Origin of the sequence: Tolypothrix bouteillei VB521301 (assembly GCF_000760695.4) — a bacterium.
In the GTDB taxonomy this organism is placed as follows: Bacteria; Cyanobacteriota; Cyanobacteriia; order Cyanobacteriales; family Nostocaceae; genus Scytonema; species Scytonema bouteillei_A.
The window spans coordinates 1,919,722-1,937,226 of record NZ_JHEG04000001.1 but is presented as its reverse complement, the minus strand read 5'-3'; the positions used below and the strand labels follow the sequence as shown (position 1 = coordinate 1,937,226).

General features: G+C 42.3%; 16 protein-coding genes. 3 read left to right on the top strand and 13 right to left on the bottom strand.

Features of this window, described 5'->3' with window-relative positions; all coding sequences use genetic code 11:
* Nucleotides 1-316 precede the first annotated feature (316 nt).
* From HC643_RS07780 to HC643_RS07770, 3 genes are all read right to left on the bottom strand, one after another.
* Entirely contained in the window at nt 317-1,348 is a 1,032-nt protein-coding gene (locus tag HC643_RS07780; protein ID WP_038072290.1) for a YihY/virulence factor BrkB family protein, read from the bottom strand.
* A gap of 120 nt (nt 1,349-1,468) precedes the next feature.
* Nucleotides 1,469-2,548, bottom strand: coding sequence for a glycosyltransferase family 9 protein (locus HC643_RS07775; protein ID WP_237265852.1), 1,080 nt, complete (start codon nt 2,546-2,548; stop codon nt 1,469-1,471).
* 120 nt (nt 2,549-2,668) lie between these two features.
* Nucleotides 2,669-3,550, bottom strand: coding sequence for a TauD/TfdA family dioxygenase (locus tag HC643_RS07770; protein ID WP_038072296.1), 882 nt, complete (start codon nt 3,548-3,550; stop codon nt 2,669-2,671).
* Between the two features lie 281 nt (nt 3,551-3,831).
* Between HC643_RS07770 and HC643_RS07765 the strand changes: the two genes are divergently transcribed.
* Complete coding sequence (locus HC643_RS07765; protein ID WP_237265851.1) at nt 3,832-4,623, top strand: DUF4058 family protein; 792 nt, start codon at nt 3,832-3,834, stop codon at nt 4,621-4,623.
* Here the strand turns inward: HC643_RS07765 and HC643_RS07760 are convergent.
* Nucleotides 4,514-6,025: a group II intron reverse transcriptase/maturase gene (locus tag HC643_RS07760; RefSeq protein ID WP_038072299.1), complete on the bottom strand. Its 1,512-nt coding sequence runs from the start codon at nt 6,023-6,025 to the stop codon at nt 4,514-4,516. The genes HC643_RS07765 and HC643_RS07760 overlap by 110 nt on opposite strands.
* Nucleotides 6,026-6,578: 553 nt before the next feature.
* Here HC643_RS07760 and HC643_RS07755 point away from each other — a divergent pair.
* Nucleotides 6,579-6,803 (top strand): DUF4058 family protein, encoded by a 225-nt coding sequence (locus HC643_RS07755; RefSeq protein ID WP_038072302.1) that lies wholly within the window; start codon nt 6,579-6,581, stop codon nt 6,801-6,803.
* 308 nt (nt 6,804-7,111) lie between these two features.
* On the opposite strand, the gene HC643_RS07750 is transcribed toward HC643_RS07755, so the two are convergent.
* Entirely contained in the window at nt 7,112-9,553 is a 2,442-nt protein-coding gene (locus HC643_RS07750) for a heavy metal translocating P-type ATPase (RefSeq protein WP_050046303.1), read from the bottom strand.
* Nucleotides 9,554-9,687: 134 nt separating this feature from the next.
* On the opposite strand from HC643_RS07750, the gene HC643_RS07745 reads away from it, so the two are divergent.
* Nucleotides 9,688-10,092 (top strand): ArsR/SmtB family transcription factor, encoded by a 405-nt coding sequence (locus tag HC643_RS07745; RefSeq protein ID WP_038108555.1) that lies wholly within the window; start codon nt 9,688-9,690, stop codon nt 10,090-10,092.
* 79 nt (nt 10,093-10,171) lie between these two features.
* Here HC643_RS07745 and HC643_RS07740 read toward each other — a convergent pair whose 3' ends face one another.
* The 8 genes from HC643_RS07740 to HC643_RS07710 all read right to left on the bottom strand — a co-directional run bounded on the left by HC643_RS07740 (nt 10,172) and on the right by HC643_RS07710 (nt 17,416).
* Nucleotides 10,172-11,347 carry a hypothetical protein gene (locus tag HC643_RS07740; protein ID WP_038108556.1) on the bottom strand — a complete coding sequence of 392 codons (1,176 nt, stop codon included), beginning with the start codon at nt 11,345-11,347 and terminating at the stop codon, nt 10,172-10,174.
* Between the two features lie 289 nt (nt 11,348-11,636).
* Nucleotides 11,637-11,828 carry a CbtB domain-containing protein gene (locus tag HC643_RS07735; protein ID WP_072040795.1) on the bottom strand — a complete coding sequence of 64 codons (192 nt, stop codon included), beginning with the start codon at nt 11,826-11,828 and terminating at the stop codon, nt 11,637-11,639.
* 503 nt (nt 11,829-12,331) lie between these two features.
* On the bottom strand, nt 12,332-12,748 hold the full coding sequence (locus tag HC643_RS07730) for a YkgJ family cysteine cluster protein (protein ID WP_050046304.1): 417 nt from the start codon (nt 12,746-12,748) through the stop codon (nt 12,332-12,334).
* Entirely contained in the window at nt 12,735-12,875 is a 141-nt protein-coding gene (locus tag HC643_RS41270; protein ID WP_237265850.1) for a hypothetical protein, read from the bottom strand. The genes HC643_RS07730 and HC643_RS41270 overlap by 14 nt, the downstream gene beginning before the upstream one ends.
* Nucleotides 12,876-14,084 (bottom strand): glycosyltransferase, encoded by a 1,209-nt coding sequence (locus HC643_RS07725; protein WP_038108557.1) that lies wholly within the window; start codon nt 14,082-14,084, stop codon nt 12,876-12,878. It lies immediately after the preceding gene.
* A gap of 65 nt (nt 14,085-14,149) precedes the next feature.
* On the bottom strand, nt 14,150-15,316 hold the full coding sequence (locus tag HC643_RS07720; RefSeq protein WP_082051795.1) for a glycosyltransferase family 9 protein: 1,167 nt from the start codon (nt 15,314-15,316) through the stop codon (nt 14,150-14,152).
* Between the two features lie 7 nt (nt 15,317-15,323).
* Complete coding sequence (locus HC643_RS07715; protein WP_050046305.1) at nt 15,324-16,361, bottom strand: glycosyltransferase family 9 protein; 1,038 nt, start codon at nt 16,359-16,361, stop codon at nt 15,324-15,326.
* A gap of 245 nt (nt 16,362-16,606) precedes the next feature.
* Nucleotides 16,607-17,416 (bottom strand): glycosyltransferase family 2 protein, encoded by an 810-nt coding sequence (locus HC643_RS07710; protein ID WP_050046306.1) that lies wholly within the window; start codon nt 17,414-17,416, stop codon nt 16,607-16,609.
* Between the last annotated feature and the right edge of the window lie 89 nt (nt 17,417-17,505).

Sequence of the window (17,505 nt, the reverse complement as noted above, 5' to 3'; positions counted from 1 at the left end):
GGTACTTGAACAATGAGTCAATTTTTGTTTTTTTTCGTGAATGTTTTTTGTAGATTGTATCACTTAAGTTTGGTTAAGCTAACTTTACTATTATAAGAGCAGCACTTAATAGTAGATACTTTTAAGCTTGTCTAAAATGCTTCATTAATTTTTTCTTCACAAGGGCATTTTATCTACCAAGCAACCATTTTTTAGATGCTTATTTAAACATTTTTTTATTATTCTTTATTCCATATGTTTGCTGAATATAGCATTTTCCGTCTCTCTTATTGTATCTATCTAGAGTTATAAGCCTTTGCTATCAAGTCTCAAATTCTTAGCGATTTTTTCTCCTTTTTATACGCTTAGATGGTGCGATCGCTCGCAATAATTTATTGCCTAATTTTGACAAAGATCTGCGATCGCCTGCGGGTTTTTGATTTAGTACTTGTGTATTACCTTGAGGTTTTAATCCTTGCTCGCGGCGAGCTTTTTCCGTTAAAGGAATGGCGTTGTGAGTCGGAACAATACGGGAACCATATTTTCTGGCATAAACTTGGGTAAATTCGGCACCAAAAAAGAGAATTTGTGCTGCATAGTTAACCCAAGCCAAAATAACAACTAATGAACCAGCAGCACCGTAGGTTGAGCCAAAACTACCGTTTCCCAAGTACTGTCCTAAAAGATACCTACCAATGGAAAAGAGCAGCGAGGTGAGAGCCGCACCAATTAAAACATCATTCCAAGTTATTTTGACATCTGGCAAAACTTTAAAAATCAGTCCAAATAATACGGTGGTGATGACAAAACCAAGAATGAAGTTAATCACTTGCCAGATAAAATCAATGCCTGGAAGTAAATTACTGAAGTAACCTACTATACCTGCTAAAACTGCACTCACGACCAAGGAAACAAGCAGTAAAAATCCAATAGCTATCACCAAAGCAAAGGAAGCAAAGCGTTGGCGAACCATAGTTTTGACAGCACGTCCCGGTTTTGGCTGCACTTCCCAAATGGTATTGAGAGAATCTTGTAATTCGTTAAATAAACCAGTAGCACCAAATAGAAGGACAACGATACTGATAAGAGAAGCGATAGTCCCAGCCTTGGGTTGGCTGGCATTTTCTATGGCTGTTTGAATCACTTCTGCCCCTGATTGACCGATTAGACCTTGAAGTTGCTCGCTAATGGCTCCCCTAGCGGCATCTTCTCCAAACACTGCTCCTGCTATGGCAATAACGATAATGAGCAATGGAGCAATGGAAAAAATTGTGTAATACGATAGAGCAGCTGCTAATCTAGAAGCCTTATCGTTGCTCCATTCGTTATATGTTTCTTTCAGCAGCCCCCAAATGTCCTGCCAGTTCATCTATCGATATCCTCTCCTAAGATGCGATCATGTGCTTTTATCCTGAATTAATTGATACAGGATGTTGTATGGCGATCGCATCTTTCTGAAGGCGTTGCTATTGCCTCCTAGGGATAGAGTTTATTCATTGGTGGTAGACTTATGACCGAGCAATTCCAGCACTGATTCAACCACCTCTTGTACGGAGACATCATCGACAAAAGAGTTACGATGGTCACAAGAGTCGCGAGTACAATCAACACCACACACGGGACAGTGAAGACGCCAAGAAATGGCAGGACGGTGACGGGAACGAGTCATAGGTCCGGCTGTCATTAAGTTTCCACACCAGTAAATACCAACAGTTGCACAGCCAACAGCAGCTGCGATGTGCAAGGGACCGGAGTCATTGGAAACAACAACTTTACACAGTTTATACAAACCGGCAAGACCGCCAAGTGAAAGGCGATCGCATAGATTGTGTATTTTACCCCGTGCTTGCGTTTTCATAGAAGCGATCGCTGTCTCAACTAATTCCCGTTCTGAGTGAGTTCCAGTAACCACAACTTCCGCACCAGCATCCACCACTGCATCCCCCACTGCAGCAAATTTTTCCACCGACCACCAGCGCCGGGAATCTGTGGCACCAGGATGAAGCGCAACTAAAGGTTTCTCATCTATACTAACAATGCTTTGAGCTTCAGCTAAATCTGCTGATGTAACAGCAAGATGCGGTTCTAGTTGAGTTGTTTTTGCACCTAAAAGAGAAACAACTTCCAGATAGCGCAGAATTTCGGGTTGATAGTATATATAAGGAACCCAAAAATCCAGTGGTACGGCATCTGGAGTTTTCAATCCTACTGTGGTTTTAGCTCCCAAACGGAGTACAAAAGGATTAGAGTAACGTCCCCCGCCATGCATTTGAATAGCAACATCAAACTTTTCTGCCACCATTTTGGCAAAAAAGTCAGCTAGCTCTGGCGGATTGTCTTCCGTATTAGCATTCCCACGGACACCACGGCTGCGCGGAATGACAACAACTCTATCAATGGGAGACGGTCTATTTTTTAAAAAAGCAGCATGCCAATCCAAGCCCAACAAAACAATTTCTGCGGCGGGATAAGTTTGGCGTAAGGCTTCTAAAGCTGGTAGAGCAAAAATAAAATCTCCGACGGCATTGGCACGGAGAACAGCAATTTTTGTAACACTTTGGAATTGCATTGAAATGCTCATAACTTCGTTTTAAGGCCTGCTTTTCAGACTCCAAGCTAACCATGCTGATTGATTCAATTTGGTTTGATAACGCCTTGCTTATGTTAGGACTGGAGGAAAATTTTTAACTTAGAATGGAAAAGCTGGATCGCATAACCTTATATAAATATCTCTTTGAGGATCGGAAAAAGCTTTTCTACCATGAAGAATTCTTGTATTATCAATCATTAAAATATCGCCTTTTTCCCAAGCAATAGCAGCCACAAGTTTTTCAACAATTTTATCAATTTCAAAAATAAGCTCGTCGGAAATTTCTGAATCATCTTCAAATTTAATAACCTTTGGATTTAGCTGCTTTGCTGCCAGCAGGCTATTAATAAAAACTTGATATTTTCCACATCTACTGGAAACAATAGCTGGGCAGACGTATTCCAGACTAATTGATTCATCTTCAAATATAGTTAAAAATGTATGATTATTTTTACAAATTTCCTTTAATTCATCGATATTATCAGCTTTATATTTTTTTTGCCATTCTTCTTTTGTTGCACTAGCAGTAAATTTTAGCTTCTTTTTACTCAATATATCTTTCATGGAATCACTGAGTTCGTTAAAAATTTCTCTGCCATCACATATAATTGTTTCTCCATCTTGTGATGCCGGATTGGCACAAAAAAACCATATTAGAAGTGGTATATTCTTCTGATAATACATTTCTCCATGTAACTTAATTTCGTGCTGGAAATCATTAACGCTTAAAAGCGTCTTATCTTCGTTAATAACTTTTCGATTGAAAGCTCCTCCAGCATAATCTCTAAAGTTATTACTTAATGAATTGCTAAATTCTTGAAAATCTTCAGTATTTGATTGAAAGTTTTTGAATAATAAAACACCGTATTTCTTAAAAAGATTAATAATTTCTTCTCGATCTAAATCTAAAATATTTTGATGGTCTGCATTAATAACTTGCATTCCTATTTTTTCTGATATGGGTTTTACTTTTATGCTCATAAAATTAAATCCTTTGTTAAGTGCTTTCAAAATCTGTATATTGAATATATATTCTACTGTTAATCGTAACCTTTGACAAAATTTTCATTTTTTACTACGAGAAATTTTCTTAATTAATGATACAGTATCTACTTCACATGCATATATGATAGCAAGTAACATCAATTGAAAAAAATTATATTAATTATGTCGGTTAAAATGCTATCTCCATTTTTGCCTCCCCCAAATGCGATCGAGGCAGTTTAGAATAAAGGCGTAAATTCAATCCAACGGGTATTGCAATGCCTTCTCCCTTCCCCGGTATGGACCCATACCTTGAAGCTGGGCTGTGGCCCGATGTTCATAACGCACTAGCGAGCAAGATCCGTGCTTTTCTCACGCCACAATTGCGTCCTAAATACGCAGCAAGACTTGAAATATACGTCGTTGAAGATACTTCTCCTGAAAGCGAAGTTGCCATCCTATACCCCGACGTTGAAGTCTTGCAACTGCGGACACAGCGTGAAACATCTCCATCACTCCAATCAGGCACTGTCACAACTCCTCCACTGCTAACGCTTCCAGTCATTCAACCAGTCGAAATTCGTATTCCCTCTATAGAGATTCGCGATACTGCTAATAACGTACTGGTATCTTGTATAGAAATACTCTCACCAGTAAATAAGCGCGAACCGAATTTGACCGATTACCGTAGAAAACGCCAGCGTTTGTATAACGCTAACGTCCATCTCATTGAAATTGACTTACTGCGTAGGGGAACTCGTCCATTTAATCATCCCCGTTTACCAAAGGTACCCTACTTAGTAACTCTTACTCGTGCAGGGTTTTCAGTGATGGACGTGTGGCCTGTGAAGTTACAAGATACACTTCCTATAATGGTAGAGTCGATGGGCGGTATTATCCGCCGCACCTCTCTGTTAAATCTGGGCATGCGAGTTTCCCCGCACCCAGCTTCCGACGTTCTTAGCTTTCGCGTTTGCTCATGTGCAGGTAGTTGTGACAGCTTTCGTGTACTGCTATCAGATTGTTTTGTTTCCAGTTGGCGTGGTTCTTATCGATATGGTGGAGGTTAACTCGCTTATCGGTTAGGAACTTCAGCCCACAGGCTGCACACGTATGGTTTTGCCGTTTTAAGGCAACAGAGGTTTCACCGTCGTAGAGTTTGCTGTTACGCTGGCTCCAATAGGTGATATCGCCATCAAAGGGGGATTTAGTTCCTTTGACGTTGACGAACTTATTCTCGGAGTAAGGAACTGATGGAAACGCTTTGTCCAGTAATCTCTTGCTGGAATAGCGCGTTTGCTTGGCTTCCTTATTGAATACCTTGAACGCTCTTTTCTGGATGTGATACAGAGAGAACCGTGAGCCATCCATCTTACAGTAGCGGTGGTAATTCCTCCAACCTCTGACTATGGGCGCTAGCTTAAGAGCTTTTGCCTTAGCACCATAATTTGAGTTGTTGACGACAGCTTTAACTTTCTGACGGAACTTTTTGAAGTTATCCGTTGATGGGACACATCTAAACTTTCCGTTGGTTTGCACCTTAAAGTGCCAACCGAGGAAATCAAAGCCATCTGTCGTGCGAGAGAGCTTGGTCTTCTTTTCGCTGACATTCATTCCCTTATTGGCAAGAAACTTGCTGATTTCGTCAAGGATTAATTGCGCGTTATCTTTTGGTTTGAGTATAATCACCATATCGTCTGCATATCTTACAGATTGGTGAATATCCTCTATGCCATTAAGCGCAATATTCGCTAGTAGGGGACTTACCACTCCGCCCTGCGGCGTTCCTTGTTCAGGAAAATCTGGGTTGACTCCGGCTTTTAAGCATCGGAAGATTCCTTGCTTTATGTTACGAGTAGCAATAAGTCTATCCATAATCGCTGAGTGGCTTATCCTATCGAAGCATTTTTCGATATCGAGTTCGATGACTCGCTTATCTTTTCCATTGGAGTTGGATTTCAGGTTAATTTGTAGGATTTTCTGCGCGTCGTGCGTAGAGCGTCCCGGTCTAAACCCATAGCTCCTTGCATGGAAAGTTGCTTCGTGCGCTGGTTCTAGTGCGTATTTGACGAGGCATTGCCACGCCCTGTCCGCCATAGTAGGAACCTTCAGAATTCTGAAATTCCCATCTTTTTTAGGAATGGGAATTTCGCGTAGTCCCTGGTGTTTCCAGTTTCTACCATGGCGTAGTAGCTTATCTGCTAGGTCAAACCGTTGCAAGAAGGTGAGCTTTGCTATGCCATCAATTCCTGGGGTCTTTTTCCCAGCGTTCAACTGCGATACTTGACGAACAGCAAGCAATCGTGCCGAGGTGGATTTCAGAATCAGTTTTTGAAGTGACCTCGCTTTGCGGTAGTCACCAACACAAACAGCTTTGTAAATTCTTCTTTGCAGGCGGAATAGGTTTTGGCGGAATTTCTTCCACGGTAACGTCTTCCAGGATTCGCTAATATTGCTACTGCGTCTAATCATACTCTACTCCAAATCCTTTACTCTGAACGCCTCAGACCAATTGCGGTCTGTCCTACCCGAATCAAAGGAGTTCCGCAACTCGTCCAGCCTACAAGGGGTTCGACCTGTCCCTTGACCTTTTAATTCGTTTTTATTCGTTCCCTCAGTCAGATTGATGAGCCACTGCGTTGCCGGGGTTTCCCCGGTTGAAGCATGTGGCGTTGTTCCGTTAGGTGTAGCCAATTCGACCACTGGATTCCCTAGACTCTTACCTCTACTATGGAAGAAGTGAGGCGGGAATTAGCTCCAGTCGAGTCGGGGTTTTGCTGTTATGCCCCGCTCAGAGGTGGGTCGCTTTTATAGGCTCGGTTTCACCTTAGGAACTCCCCGTTAGCGCCAGTGTCAGCCCATAACAGCCGTCTGATTGCGCCCTGTTCCCAGCTTCAGCCTCCAAAATTCCGAGTTTGGTCACTGTGGGCAGATAGGGAGTCACATCTGAGTCTGATGGGTGGGAGTTGCACCCACATCCGACCGAGAGTTCAAGGTTACTCTAGGGTTTCGCCTTGGGCAACTTATGTACGGACTGGTTACCGTGATTCGGTTGCCAACGAATCGCACTCCCATTCCTCTTCGCAATCCAGATCCAAATGCCGTTCTCAACCTGCAAGCTGCCCTAAATGCAATTTACGATGAAGCAGGATATGATTTATCTATAGATTACACTCAAGCTCCACCACCACCAGCCTTTAATGGTGAAGATATCGAATGGATCGACCTACAAATTCAATCGTCTCTATAGCAAGATACTTCTGAAACATTTTCTCGATTCTGTATACATTTTGCTCCAGATAGTATATCTAGCTGTTTTTCAAAAGCAATGTAATATTCACCCGACTCATAACACTCTACAATTGCCATCTTTTACGACCCGTGTTCCAGAGTTTTAGCAACTGTTAGTCAATCTTTAGGAGCGATCGCACAAGTACATTTCTAATAAATCTCATCACTATTTTACTGGAGCAGATCCCTTTGATTACTTTCTCGCTCTTGAAGAGTTTTTTGTCTGTGACAGTTAAGATGCGGAATAGGGGCAAAAAGCTCGTAGAGCTAATTTATACGCTTTGTTCTGAATAGTCGCATTCCATTCGCGGTTACCAGCAACGAAGTTCCTGTATCTGCTAAGACAGCGATCGCCAGCCCAACAAAACCAAAAGTCCCTAACAATAAAAACAATACCTTTGTTACCAAAGAAAAGACAACATTTTGTTGAATCACAGATACAGTTTTGCGGCTTAATTCCACTGCATAAGCCAACCGTCTCAAGTCACTTCCCACTAGCACGACATCTGCTGTCTCCAAAGCAACGTCGATTCCACCAACTGCAAAACTAATATCTGCAGCAGCTAAGGCTGGCGCATCGTTAATACCGTCTCCAACCATACCTACCACTCCTTTTTGACGCAATTGTTCAATTGCTTGAAGCTTGTTTTCGGGTAACAACTCTGCTCGATACTCTGCAATACCTACTTGTTGGGCAATCTGCTTGGCAACAGCCGTGCGATCGCCTGTTAGCATGACCAACCGTTTTAGTCCAACGCGCTTGAGCTGTCGTACCGCCTCTGTTGTTTCCAACCGCAGTCCATCCGAAAGAGCGATCGCTCCTAACAATCCTTGCGTTGTTCCCACCAGCACTGGGGTTTGACCGCACTGTTCGATCTCAGCTAACAGAGATTCTGCTTGACTGGACAAACCAATACCAGAGTCTGCGAACAACCGTCGATTGCCAACAAAGTATAACAGTCCGCCAAAACTTGCCTGAATTCCTTTGCCCGGTAAGGCTTTGAAGTTAAGCGGTATTTCTAAGTCTATCCCTTCCAAGCTAGCCTTTGCCACGATTGCCTTTGCTAATGGATGTTCTGAGAGTTGTTCGAGGGAAGCTGCAATCCGTAGCACTGTATTTGTATCGACTGTTTCAAGATCGTAAACTTTCTGCACAACAGGTAAACCTTGCGTAAGGGTGCCAGTTTTATCAAAGGCAAGAGTTGTCAGATGTCCGGCAGTTTCCAGTGCATGACCACCTTTGAATAAGACTCCTTGACGACTGGCAGCACCAATAGCGCTAACAATCGAAACAGGGGTAGAAATTACCAAGGCACAAGGACAGGCTATGACCAACATTACAAGTGACCGATAGAGCCAAACGTTAAAAGATTGGGCAAATGCTAATGGTGGAATCAGGGCAATGGCGATCGCTATCAAAATTACAATTGGAGTGTAAACTTCTGCAAACCGATCTACCCATTGCTGTGTAGGAGCGCGGCTTCCTTGGGCTTCTTCTACCAAATGAAGAATTTTGGCAAAGGTCGTATCATGAGATGTATGAGTGACTTGAACTTCTAAAAAACCCGCTCGATTTAATGTTCCGGCATACACAGTATCGCCAGGAGCAATATCAACTGGAATTGACTCTCCTGTAATTGGGGATTGGTCAATGGCGCTTGTACCAGAAACGACTATGCCATCTAACGCCACGCGCTGTCCCGGTCGGATGGTTAAAATTTCACCTATCTGAACGTTTTCAACAGTTACAGTGACTTCTTTATTGTCCCGCTTAACAGTAGCAGTCGATGGAGCTAAATCCATGAGAGCGCTAATAGCATTGCGGGTACGACCAAAGGTAAAAATTTGCAGTGTTGTCCCTAACGAGAACAAAAATAGGACGAGCGCCCCTTCAAACCAATCCCCTAAAATCATTGCTCCAATCACTGAAATGGTCATCAGTAGATTCATGTCAGCGCGGCGCAAGCGCAACTCAAACAAACCTGCTCGTGCAATAGGATATCCAGTCACTATAATGCCAGTGCCATAGAAAGCTCGTGCTATCCAAACGGGTAGCGCTAAATATTGAGCAAGTAACCCCAGAACTAATCCCACTCCTGCTAAAATTACGCTCTGTCCCCGGCGGTTAGCAATCCAGAATTTCCAGGTTGTTGGAGCAGGATTTTGAGGAGGCTGAGGGATTGGATGAGCGCGATCGCGATCGTGTTCTCGGTCACTATTGTGGTGGTGGCAATTGTCGTGGGTGTGATGACCCTCACCAGATTCAAGGCTCTCCTCTACCATGTATCCCAGACCTTTAATTCTTTCATGTATTGCTGCCTCGTTTACCAGTTTGGGGTCATAGGATAGTTGCAATCTTTCTGTGGCAAAGTTAACTGATACATCTTTTACACCTGGCATCTGTTGCAATCCAACTTCAACTGTTTTGGCACAGCTGCCACAATCCATCCCACTGATTTGTGCCTGTAGCTTTTTAGCAGGTGCCACCTCAACGGTGTAACCTAGAGCAGTTATACGATTGATAATTTCAACTTCATTCAAGATATCCGGCTTATAGGATACTTTAACTCGTCTGGTTGCAAAACTAACAGTTGCTTCCGTCACACCGCGTAATGAATGCAAGCTAGCTTCAACGGTCTTAGCACAACTTCCACAGTCCATACCATCAACCTGTAAAAGCTGAGTCCTTAGGGCAGGTGTTTGAGTCATGGCAGCTTTAGAGAAAGAACTACAAAGTGAATTGCCAATATTCTAACTTAAATAATTGAACAAATGCTCAATTGTACAACAGCAATAAGTTTAGGTACTATTAAAATTGAAAACTATTTTTTACCAAAGACACCATGAATAAGCACAAAACAAAGCAAGACTTGGAGCAACTGACTCATTTGGATGCACCAATCTGTGACGCTCACGTAGTACATCTAGATCGTGTATGCTCCTCAAAAGTACAAATCCTGCCAACAGACAAGGCACAACAGATGTCAGAGATTTTTGGAGTGCTAGCAGATACAAACCGCCTGCGCCTTCTATCAGCTTTGGCTTCCCAAGAGTTGTGTGTTTGCGATCTAGCAGCATTAACAAAAATGACAGAATCAGCTGTTTGCCATCAACTGCGATTGTTAAAAGCTATGCATTTAGTTAACTACCGTCGGGAAGGTCGAAACGTCTATTACAGCTTGGCTGACAGTCATCTTCTCAACCTGTATCGTTTTTTGGTAGAACATTTAGATTCGTCAAACGGTTAGACTCCCAATTGCCCGATTGTAAATACTGCCTGCTGTTTCCAATCATGTTTTTTGGTTCATAAGCCGCTTGATAGAAAGGCTAATGAGATAAACTTGACCTTGCTGGTGGCTTGAGCTTTGACTGTATTAGCAATCCAATCGCCATACCAATGCCTGTGAAAGCTGTAAAGTAGAATAAGCCAAGCAAGCGAACATACATTGGCGGTGCAATCCCCTCTACTTCAACTGACTGAGCCACTGTCACTGGCGTAATTTGACGCTTAGAGCCGCTTAGGGAAGTTGCCTCCACCTCGATTTTATGGGGTGAACCATCAAAAAATTGTTCGTGCCATGTTAATTTGCCTTGAGAGTTAGAAATACCTTTGTAGCTAAAAACTGTTAAGCCGTGTTCTAGAGCGATCGCCTTTACGTGTAAGGCTACATCTTTGATAGGTTGTCCTGTCGCGGTGTCCTTTACCTGTAACGTTAAATGAGCAAGTTTTCCAACAGTCGCATTTTTATCTCCCTCAAGGTGGACTTCCACACCTTGAGATTGCTGAACTGATGGTGCAATAGCTTCTGTACCGCTATTGTGCCCACTGCCATGGGCTTCTGCAATTTCTGCACTAATATTAATAAACAATAGAGTTGCGATGGCGATCGCAGTCAATCCACTTAACAACAAACGCACTGACTGCGGTGCAATCTCCCCTTGTCGCAGTTGTTCTTGTCCGCCAATAACCCAACCGCCCAATAATCCAACTGACACTAAAATCGCTGCAACGATAGCAAAATATTTATATTTAACTGGATTTTCCCGAACATTTAGATTTAAGGTTTGCTTGTAGGGAGTAAAAGCATTGGCGACTAAAGGTGATACATTCACCTGCAATTGGTAATTTCCACGAATGGGGAAAATCTGTTGAATTTCTAGCTGACCCTTAGGTGTGGCTGCTTCCATTTGCAACAATTTTGTACCCTCAACTATTGGAAAATCCGTTGTCAATAAGGGATTTGTCGGCGGCGTCAGAATTTCCAAGCCAATGAGAGCATTTTCTAAAGGTTTACCTGTAGCATCCACAGCCTGTAATGTCAAAGTAACAGGAGATTGTTCTCTTTGTGCTTCTGCTTCAAAAGGAACGATATGTTCTAGGGGTGGGTTGGTAGTCAGTAGCACTTTAGGTGCAGGAGTTTGAGAAACTCCTGCAAAGGAATAGAGAATTGACAGTACGATGCAAACACCGCTAATAACCCCAAACAGGCGATACTTTTTCATAGAACCTTATAGAAAGTGCAAAAATTTTGTACGTGAGTGCGACTGAGATTTTGACAAGGATGATAAGGGAGAGAGCATGATGTATAAACGCAACTTGGTGATAGAAATTGGACATTATACGCCATCAAAGTAAGGTGATGTAGAGAAAGGACATAAAGCATTTCTACATCACTTAAAATTACCTCTACCTCAAACACAAGCACGGATTTTGTGCCTTTTAGCACCATTACTTTGTTAGGTATCTGAGTAAAGCCTAAATACACCTAAAAAATAATAGAATTCTAATAATTTAGTGACATGCAACGCCTAAAGTGTGATGGCGTACCGAGTGTGTTGTGTTGTGAGCCGCAGGATAGGTGGAGAAGAACACAGTCCAGATTGTAAGAGTGGATAGCAGCATATAAAGCGTTACCTGTACGGGCTTGGACAGTGTAACATTTAGAGTCTTTTGCAACACTGAAGGACGAGAAAAAGCAGTCATTTTTGACTTCCTGTAATTAAATTGGGTAATCTATCAATCAAGGGGTATTATGCCGCCTGATTGCAAAAAGATATACGATAAACTTTCTTCTTGACAAGAGTGTTTTTCATCATACAGGCTTGACTGCTTTTAACTATTGCTATATAAGAAAATTCTTATTTCTAATAAGCTAGCTCAGAAGAAGTGAAATAAAGACTTTAGTATTTCTTTTAGTTAAAAAACTACTAATTGTAAATAATATTTGCAAAATTTAAATTTTCTCAAATTTGGTCTTTTAAAAGACAGGAAAGAGGCGCATCCCAAAGAGCGCCGATTACCCTCAGAATAGAATTCTCGGGCTATACAAACAAAGCCAACCTACGTGGACTTTCTTAAAAAATAACCTGCGTAGGCAGGTTTCGTTTGTATAGCCGCGATTTCAATCGCAAACTTGTTTTTTCACTCATTGGGATGCTCCCTTATTTAGCTGTGACTGTTTATACGGCATCAATACATTATGTGCTTTACAAAATCAAGTTTTGATAATGCACTTCAAAAGGGATTAAGTCTCCACCAAGCCGCATTAGTCGATCGGAGATCGCTTCAAAATTACCCCATATTATGTCATCGCCACGCGCAGATACTTCAGTTTCAATCTGTTTGCAATAGAAATTTCTGTTGCGCCCTACAAAAAACCCATAAGTACGACAAACAATAGGACGGTCATTGTAGATAAGACAAGAGCCAGACTGCTCATCCAAGTAGGGACAAACAACACATGTTCCTAACGTATCCCCTGCAATCTGTACCAGGAGTGCATCAATTTTATGTTTCACTTCAGCACGTACTGTTGCATCGAGTGCTGCAACTGCTGTATCGATACGCTCCCATTCTATAGGACTCAGTTCTGGAGGACTTGCGGACTTCTCAGCAGCATCCATCACAACCTCTCCGGCACAGCCACCAGCTATGCTCTGTAGGAATTGCCTGTACCCGCTCTTCAATCTGTTCATCTATAATCTGTAATTTTTCTTGTGCTTCATTCATGTAGTTTAAAAACGTTTTCATTTAAAATTTTAGCAAGTTTTGATAAATATTTAGATGCGATCGCGCAATATTATGCCACGTGAAGTTTTGAATAAAAGCACGACCGATATTACCGAGATGATGGCGTTTTTCAGGATGGTTTAGCAACTGACAAAGAGCATTTGCCAAAGCATCAATATTGCGTGGAGGAACGAGGTATACTGGATGCTGGTCAGGGAGAGGAGTGGGATGTTGGGTGGCAATGACTGGCAAACCATGAGCCAATAAAGTGAGAAGCGAACCGCTTTTCACAGTCATGCCATGATTAAAAGGAAGCACTCCAATATCACATGCAGAAAGGTATTTAGAGGCGCTTTCAGCATCTAAATAGCCTGTAAGATAGACTTTAGTATTTAAATTTAGTTCCGCAACAAGGGCGTGGAGTTTATCCCAATAACGCTTTGCTTCATCGCCTCGCAAAGCTAAACTTTCTACACCACCTATCAGTAACAGTCGTGCTTGTGGATGAGTTTCAAGAGCTTTTTGAAATGCTGGTAAAAGTGTTTCTATGCCTTTAACTGGGTGGAGAAAACCAAAGAAAGCAATAATAACGTTATCAATTGTAAAATTATATTTCTCACGAATAATTTGCTGTGCCGTACTGCGATCGATAGGGTAAACATCGACGTTAGCAGCAATGGGAATACTTGATACACGATCGTGTAATTGTGGTAGCCGTTTGTGAATGACTGCTTCTGCTTCAGCATTGGTGACAATCAGCGCATCACTTAAAGTGAGTAAAAATCCATCTTCCCTATCCCACCAACCATGTTGCTGTCCCCACATCTTTAACCATTCTAAAAATTGTGGCGGTATCCCTTTGGGTTGCCACTCCCACCAGCCGTATTCATGGACAGTTGTTACAATTGATTTGCGATATCCAGTAGCTTTCAAAAGTAATGGCAACAGAAAGATCGAACGTTCAAAACCGTATGTACCTGCTGCGTGTTGAATGTGCAAAATATCAGCATTTATTGCGTGTAGCGATCGCACTAACACCAACAAATCTGTTAATTGCCAATCATTAACTACCCCCTTAACTTCAGGTTCGCTAGCTTCTTTTGCAGCAGCATGAGTTGTGAGGACAACAGATTGAACATCTAACTTATGAAGGGCATTTCGCAAACAAGCAGTGTAGTGAGCCACACCACAGCGTTCGGGTTGATAACTGCCAGCAATAATAGCAATCATTGTGAGTTGTAAGTTGTTATTTGTTAGTTGTTAGCCATTAGCAATCAGCCATTAGCCATTAGCCATTAGCCATTAGCAATTTCTATCAATTTCAACCCTGTAGAAACGACTTCCTCTGGTGGGATATCAAGGCATTCGAGATTGTAAGGACACGTAAAGGCATAGCACGGACTACACGGAGTGGGACGGCGAAGCAAGCGGGATGTACCGTTACGAGGTTCCCACTGTGACTCAAGTTCAGTTCCTGCAAACATCACAACTGTTGGCGTGCGAGTTGCATCAGCGATGTGCATTGTTGAGGTGTTATTGGTCAGTACTAACTTGGCGTTGGCAATGAGTGCTGCTAGTTGAGGTAATGTTGTTTTGCCAATCAAATCAATTGCGCGATCGCCCAATACTTCGAGCAATAACCCACTTTTGGGACGATCTTTGTCTACACCTGTCACGATCGCAGGCATTTGTGTCACTTCTGCAAGCTGACGTGCAGCAAGTGCAAAGCGTTGAGAATCATAATTTCGGGATTGGCAACTTGTCCAGGGATTGAGGAGGAGGTAATTCGGGGCTGGAGATTGGGAAAAGTTTTGTTTCCCAGTCGTTAGCCCCCAGTTCCCGGTCCCTAACATAAGAGATAAAGCTTCTTGTTGCGCTGTTTCTGAAATATGGATGCAAAGACTGCGGTCTTGTACTTCAAACCCTGCTTGTTCAATCAATCTTAAGTTTCGTTCTACTTGATGAACCTCATCTGATATGGATGGAACTTCTAGTGTCAGCACACCATTTCCTACCTCCTTGGATTCACCAATTCGTGATGGAATACTCGCTAAATAACATAGAAATCCCGCAGGATGGGGACTTTGACTAAAACTAGTAAAGATAATCGCTGCATCAAATTTGCCATTTTGCAGCTTTTTTACTAATTCCCACTCACGCTCGGGGTCAAAATCCAATTTGCCTAAATCCTGCCACAAAACCCGCCAAGGTAAGACTTCATCTACCCAAGGTAATAAGTCTACTGCTAGAGCCCCACCCGGACTCGCCATAAGTGTGAGATGGCATTGTGGCAAATTTTCCTTGATAGCCCGTAAGGCTGGACTTGTCATTATGACATCACCAATATTGTCCAACCGCATGACTAATATCTTCCGCCACTCTTGGAGTTTTGATTTTTGAACCCCACCCTGTAGCGGATCTACATCGATATCGGATTTGTTTAATTTGTCTGTAAAGTTCATAATTCTCTCAACCGATCTCCCCTCTCTCTTTTCCTTTGAAATCTTTGCGTCTTTGCAGTTCATGTAATCTGTCTTCCACAACTGCTAAAACCTCACTGACAGAAATACCTTCCATACAACTTTGCCAACCTTTATCTAAAGGGCACATGCCACTGTACCAACATTCTTGTACAGTAAAATTGCTGATATTCCGTTCGGGACATTCTGGATATCCTTGTAAATTGACATGAGGCGACGGTTGACCGTAACGACCGTGCCAAGAAGGACCAAATAAAGTAATAGTTAATATATTTAATGCAGCTGCTATCCGCGCAGGACCAGTATCGGAAGCAATGACCAAATCACCACAAGCTAAAGTTGCTGCAAAATCTCGTAATTTTCCTCGCGGAAAAACTTGTGCTTCGCCTCCAATACCTTTAGCGATCGCCAATGCTTGTTGTTCATTAGAACCAACCGGAACCACCACAGTTGCATTCCAACGCTGCTGCAAAATTTGACCTAATGTTATAAAATTTATATCAGCCCATCGCTTGATTGACATTCCTGCATCCGGACATAAAAACACTAAAGGACGGGGGATATTCAGAAATTGCTCTTGTGCTTTATTGATTTCTTCATAAGTTAAATAAAGTTGTGTGGGTTTCACAGCATCTGCACCGATTAAACCTTCCACCTGCAAAATTTTTACAAAGCGATCGCCCACTCTTTCATTTGGCGGAGGTTGTCGCCACAAGTTTGTAACTTTTTGGGATGCACTACTCTTGAAAATAACTTTATCTATATCTTCATAATTAGTGTCAGAAACAATCAAATCGAAAGTTTCACGAGTCAGTAATTCAATAACCGATTGTTTGGCGTTACCAGATTCTGCACAAAGAACTCGTTGAATCAGTGGGTCACTTTTTAACAATTCATTACCCGGTCGAAAAGTTAAAACTGTGAGTTCAGCTTCCGGGTAAGTGAGTGCTAAGGCATGAATTGCACTTAGCGCAATAACAATATCTCCAATACCACCTAGTAATTCGATAAATAAGATTTTTTGCATAAGGGCTAATTGCTAATTGCTAATTGCTAATTGCTGATGGCTAATGGCTAATAGCTGATGGTGAGACTAGCCTGCTCCGGCGGGTTTCCCGCACCCTAGGGACTGGCGTATAGCCCTTACGGGCATAGCACAAAGGCAACGCGGAGCATGTGCCTTGCACATAGCGTCTCCGTAAGAAAATAGCTAATAGCTAATAGAAACAATTAGCTATTAGCTATTAGCCATTAGCTATTAGCCATTAGCTATTAGCCATTAGCCAGTTCTACATATTTATTTGCAGGACAACTGCGATCGATAATAGTCGTAGGTAACTCCTGATGATACACACCTGAAGGAATAATTCCACAACCACCGTAAAGTTCCATCAACCGCAACTGGACTAAAACGTCTTCACCGCAGTGTTCTGATGGTAACTGTTGCCAGAAAGAATAACCACCTATACCACGAAGCTTTTCTGTATCATACATAACGCAAGCGCCTACCCAAGCAACACGGTACTTACGCTGTCGATCTGGAGTTAGATCCAAATTTTTCTGTATGTGATAAAGATTAGCAGCATTATGCAACCGCCAGCGTTCCCACTGGCTTGTATCAGATTTTACCACTTCTGGCTGAACTGGACCATTCCAAAATTCAATTTTTTGCTCGTGAGGGCGGATATCATTAATAAAACTCAGTCCGATGACAGCACTACCAACAAAGCCACAGTTCTCTTCTTGCAAAGCAACAAGCATATTTTCAACCACAAAGGGTTCTAAAATTAAATCATCATCTAGGAAAAGAGCATAAGTTGCCTTTGCCTGTTCCAGTAAAAATTGTCGCTGTTGTGCAATTCCGCGACGAGGTAAGTTTTTATAAACTTCCACCACGTGACCGTGAGATTGAAGCACGCGCAATACTGCTTGTACTTCACCACTTTCTATAGAATTGCTATCTTCAGTTTGATCGGAAATAACAACGCGAAAGTCACGGTAAGTTTGAGCGATCAGGCTTGTTAAAGTAACCGCCAAAGCAGTGGGACGACAATAAGTAGGTATTAAAATATCGACAGTCATTGGTCATTTGTAATTGATTATTAGAAATGCCTTGGTATTTATCTTGCGGCGCGGGTTAGCAGATCCGCACCATAATGCTCTTTTATTAC

What these genes read in the sequence shown, in the direction of transcription:
- HC643_RS07715 (WP_050046305.1), bottom strand. Translation starts at nt 16,361, where the DNA reads ATGCAAAAAATCTTATTTATCGAATTACTAGGTGGTATTGGAGATATT.
- HC643_RS07745 (WP_038108555.1), top strand. Translation starts at nt 9,688, where the DNA reads ATGAATAAGCACAAAACAAAGCAAGACTTGGAGCAACTGACTCATTTG.
- HC643_RS07740 (WP_038108556.1), bottom strand. Translation starts at nt 11,347, where the DNA reads ATGAAAAAGTATCGCCTGTTTGGGGTTATTAGCGGTGTTTGCATCGTA.
- HC643_RS07765 (WP_237265851.1), top strand. Translation starts at nt 3,832, where the DNA reads ATGCCTTCTCCCTTCCCCGGTATGGACCCATACCTTGAAGCTGGGCTG.
- HC643_RS07730 (WP_050046304.1), bottom strand. Translation starts at nt 12,748, where the DNA reads ATGGATGCTGCTGAGAAGTCCGCAAGTCCTCCAGAACTGAGTCCTATA.
- HC643_RS07770 (WP_038072296.1), bottom strand. Translation starts at nt 3,550, where the DNA reads ATGAGCATAAAAGTAAAACCCATATCAGAAAAAATAGGAATGCAAGTT.
- HC643_RS07720 (WP_082051795.1), bottom strand. Translation starts at nt 15,316, where the DNA reads ATGAACTTTACAGACAAATTAAACAAATCCGATATCGATGTAGATCCG.
- HC643_RS07775 (WP_237265852.1), bottom strand. Translation starts at nt 2,548, where the DNA reads ATGCAATTCCAAAGTGTTACAAAAATTGCTGTTCTCCGTGCCAATGCC.
- HC643_RS07780 (WP_038072290.1), bottom strand. Translation starts at nt 1,348, where the DNA reads ATGAACTGGCAGGACATTTGGGGGCTGCTGAAAGAAACATATAACGAA.
- HC643_RS07735 (WP_072040795.1), bottom strand. Translation starts at nt 11,828, where the DNA reads ATGACTGCTTTTTCTCGTCCTTCAGTGTTGCAAAAGACTCTAAATGTT.
- HC643_RS41270 (WP_237265850.1), bottom strand. Translation starts at nt 12,875, where the DNA reads ATGAAAACGTTTTTAAACTACATGAATGAAGCACAAGAAAAATTACAG.
- HC643_RS07755 (WP_038072302.1), top strand. Translation starts at nt 6,579, where the DNA reads ATGTACGGACTGGTTACCGTGATTCGGTTGCCAACGAATCGCACTCCC.
- HC643_RS07710 (WP_050046306.1), bottom strand. Translation starts at nt 17,416, where the DNA reads ATGACTGTCGATATTTTAATACCTACTTATTGTCGTCCCACTGCTTTG.
- HC643_RS07750 (WP_050046303.1), bottom strand. Translation starts at nt 9,553, where the DNA reads ATGACTCAAACACCTGCCCTAAGGACTCAGCTTTTACAGGTTGATGGT.
- HC643_RS07760 (WP_038072299.1), bottom strand. Translation starts at nt 6,025, where the DNA reads ATGATTAGACGCAGTAGCAATATTAGCGAATCCTGGAAGACGTTACCG.
- HC643_RS07725 (WP_038108557.1), bottom strand. Translation starts at nt 14,084, where the DNA reads ATGATTGCTATTATTGCTGGCAGTTATCAACCCGAACGCTGTGGTGTG.